Source organism: Pseudomonas sp. XP2 (assembly GCF_053557975.1).
Window position 1 is genome coordinate 1 of record NZ_JBNRIK010000059.1, and the last position, 3,287, is coordinate 3,287.

The following is a 3,287-nucleotide window of genomic DNA, read 5'->3' on the forward strand; positions in this document are numbered from 1 at the left end:
AATCTGTGCATTGCTGCTGATGCCCCGGGGCTGCTTTGCAGCCCTTTCGCGACACAAGGCCGCTCCCACAGGGGCTGCAGCGCGGCTAGTCAGGCGCCCACAAAAAAGCCAGCTTACGCTGGCTTTTTCATGTTCGCTGCACGCCTCAGGAAGCGTCGGCGGCCATTTCCACATCGTGAGCGATGAGGGCAACCAGGGCGTTCTGCTGTCGGTGGGACAGTTGGCGGAAGCGCTGCAGCAACTCGCGCTCATGCAGGGACAGCTCAGGGCTGTCCAGGCGCATGCTCAGCTCGTCACCCAACGCACCTTCCTGGATAAGGCTCTGTTCCAGGCGCGCGATAATTTCAGAGTTCATGCTGCGGTGATGGTTGCGCGCTACCTCGGCAATGCGCTCACGCATCCCGTCTGGCAGGCGGACGACAAATTTGTCAGCGGTGCGGCTTGAATAAATAGCCTGTTTCATTGGGCGCATATAAATTGACCAGATTTTGGTTCAGGGGAAGCGGTTCTCAAATTGGCCGCACGGGGTGGAAATACGACCGTGGCGACGACAAAATGTTCAACCGTCAGTAAAAATGGATGCTCATCTTGCCTTATGGTCGCCGTTTCCTTGGCGTCAATTCTGTGACAAATAGTGAGCCGGATAAAGGCTTTATGCCAGTACCAATTATCAGAAATGAGCACTGGTTTGAAAAGTTTTACATGCTCCGGCTTGCCCAACCGTCAGACTTTTGCCGTCAAAAACAGGTAAAACGCAGCAAAAGGCCAGGAAAACACCTAGAATGCGGCGGTTTCCCTTCATAGAGCATAGTGGCTATGCAACATGACGCAAGCGACCGTCGATCAGGGACAGGCCGGTTGATATTTCTGGTAGGACCGTCGGGTTCGGGGAAAGATTCCCTGATCGACGCTGCACGTGAGCGGCTGGCGGCTGCCGGGGTAGAAATTGCCCGGCGTGTCATTACCCGTTCGGCCGAAGCCAAGGGCGAAGCCGCCCATGGTGTCACGCCTGAACAGTTCGAGACCCTGCGCGTGCAGGGTGCTTTTGCCATGCACTGGCACGCCAACGGCCTGGACTACGGGATTCCCCGGCAGGTGGACGACTGGCTGGCGGAGGGCCGGGCAGTGCTGGTGAACGGCTCGCGCGCTTACCTGGCCGAAGCGCGTCAGCGTTATCCGGGCCTGTTGGCGGTGCTTGTGCAGGTCAGGCCGCAGGTGTTGCGCCAGCGCCTGGTGGCCCGTGGCCGCGAAACCGCCGAGGAAGTCGAGCAGCGCCTGGCTCGCAGCGCCCGCTTGCAGGCACTGCCTGATCCGTCGGTGCACCTGCTGGACAACTCTACAACCCTGGAGGCTGCGGTATCAGCCCTGTTCGGGGTGCTTCGCGATGAAGGTGTGCTGCCGCAGGTGTAGCAGTGCCAGAAAAGGATTACGCGAAAAAGCCCGGTAGGTGCATGACAAATGCCCGCATGCTGGTTAACATGCTGGCCGTCCCGCTGTGCAGCGCTCGCTGCCGGTCGTAGCGTCTCAGTAGCTCAATTGGATAGAGCATCCCCCTCCTAAGGGGAAGGTTGCAGGTTCAATTCCTGCCTGGGACGCCATTTCTTGTCTCTCCTGTCTTGACCTCCGCCTCCTTTGCAGCGGCCGCCGTTTGCTGGCGCATCAGGAAGTACCCCGCCACAACCAGCAGTAGCGTCAGCACCGTGAACCAGAACTGGAAACGCGACGCCGGGTCGAACGCCTGGGTGCCGATCACTGCCAACAGGGCGAACAGCGCAACGATGTTGGCGTACGGGAACAACCAGGCGCGAAAGGCCTTGGGGTCGACCGCTTCGTGACGGGTTCTCCAGCGCATGGCCACGTGGGCGATGATGATGAAGATCCATACGACCATCACCAGGCTGCCGGTACTCTTGGCCAGGGTCATGAACAGGTCACCGGCGCTGATAAAGTGCACGGTCAGGATCATCGTGCAGATCGACAGGCTCAGCAGCAGTGCATTGATCGGCACGCCCTTGGCGCTGGTGCGCGAGAACAGCTTGGGCGCGTGCCCGCGCTGGCTAAGCGAGAACAGCATGCGCGAGTTGGAGAACATGAACGAGTTCATCACCGACATGAACGAGACGAACAGCACCAGTTTCATGGCCACCGCAGCACCGCCGAACCCGGCCAGGGTGAAGAGCGAAACATAGGGCGAGGCCAGGTTGGCCTTGTCGGTCCATGGCAGGCACAGGATCAGGATCGACACGGAGCCAACGTAGAACAACATCACTCGCAGGATCACGCTCTTGATCGCGCGAATCACGTTCTGCCGCGGGTTCTCTGATTCACCTGCGGCCACCGCGGCAATTTCGCTGCCGCCCAGGGAGAATATCACCACGATGACACCCGCCATGACGGGCGACAGGCCATTGGGCATGAACCCGTCGTGGGCGGTGAGGTTGACCAGGCCAGGCGAAGGAATGTCGTTGTGCAGGCCCAGCAGGATCGAGATGCCCAGCAGCATGAAGATGAGGATGGTGGCGACCTTCATGGCCGCCAGCCAATACTCCACTTCGGCAAACGAACGCACCGAGTAGGCGTTGCTGGCCATCAGTGTCACCAACATCAGGAAGGCGCCTGCCCAGATCGGCAGCCAGGGTAGAAAGTCATGCAGGATGGCGCCCAGCAGTACCGCTTCGAGGGTGATGGTCATCATCGACTTGAACCAGTACAGCCAGCCGACTGAAAACCCTGCCCAGTCGCCGAGCCAGGTGTTGGCATAGGTCGAGAACGACCCCGCATCCGGGTTGCGACAGGCCATTTCGCCCAGCATGAACATCACCAGAGTGACCACCAGGCCACCAATGAAATACGACAGGATGGCCGCAGGCCCTGCCGATGCGATCAGTGCGCCCGAGCCCATGAACAGCCCTGCACCGATCACCCCGCCCAGTGCGATCATGGTGATGTGCCGCTGCTTGAGGCTTTGCTTCAAACCGTTGGATTGCATTTCCTTGTCCTCTCTTATTGTTGGGGGGATCCGACAACGTCCCCCAACGCAGGCATCGTCATGCGCCTGCGTCCACGCGTGGCAAATAGCTACCAGCCTGCCACCATGGACAATAAGGCCAAGGACCTCAAACGAATTCTCTGCACAACATCCTGCCGATTTTTCCTGAGGCGTGTTGCCTCAGGCGCTGCTGCACCGCCATCCCTGTGGGAGCGGGCGTGCCCGCGAACACCGGCAAAGCCGGTGCCAGGCACCGCGTCGCCTGCTTCGCGGGCCAAGCCCGCTCCCACAGAGAACG

At 60.0% G+C, this 3,287-nt stretch carries 3 protein-coding genes and 1 tRNA gene; 2 read left to right on the plus strand and 2 right to left on the minus strand.

Annotated elements, in window-relative coordinates:
* Window positions 1-145: 145 nt before the first annotated feature.
* Window positions 146-472: an Arc family DNA-binding protein gene (locus tag ACK1VC_RS28770; RefSeq protein WP_003254499.1), complete on the minus strand. Its 327-nt coding sequence runs from the start codon at window positions 470-472 to the stop codon at window positions 146-148.
* 344 nt (window positions 473-816) lie between these two features.
* Between ACK1VC_RS28770 and phnN the strand changes: the two genes are divergently transcribed.
* Entirely contained in the window at window positions 817-1,410 is a 594-nt protein-coding gene (gene phnN / locus ACK1VC_RS28775) for a phosphonate metabolism protein/1,5-bisphosphokinase (PRPP-forming) PhnN (protein ID WP_016488483.1), read from the plus strand.
* Window positions 1,411-1,521: 111 nt separating this feature from the next.
* A tRNA-Arg gene (locus ACK1VC_RS28780) sits at window positions 1,522-1,598 on the plus strand.
* On the opposite strand, the gene ACK1VC_RS28785 is transcribed toward ACK1VC_RS28780, so the two are convergent.
* Window positions 1,577-2,989 (minus strand): amino acid permease, encoded by a 1,413-nt coding sequence (locus ACK1VC_RS28785; protein WP_095116798.1) that lies wholly within the window; start codon window positions 2,987-2,989, stop codon window positions 1,577-1,579. The two genes, ACK1VC_RS28780 and ACK1VC_RS28785, sit on opposite strands and share 22 nt — an antisense overlap.
* Window positions 2,990-3,287: the final 298 nt, after the last annotated feature.

Coding starts and splice junctions, on each gene's coding strand:
- ACK1VC_RS28785 (WP_095116798.1), bottom strand. CDS start 2,989: ATGCAATCCAACGGTTTGAAGCAAAGCCTCAAGCAGCGGCACATCACC.
- ACK1VC_RS28770 (WP_003254499.1), bottom strand. CDS start 472: ATGCGCCCAATGAAACAGGCTATTTATTCAAGCCGCACCGCTGACAAA.
- phnN (WP_016488483.1), top strand. CDS start 817: ATGCAACATGACGCAAGCGACCGTCGATCAGGGACAGGCCGGTTGATA.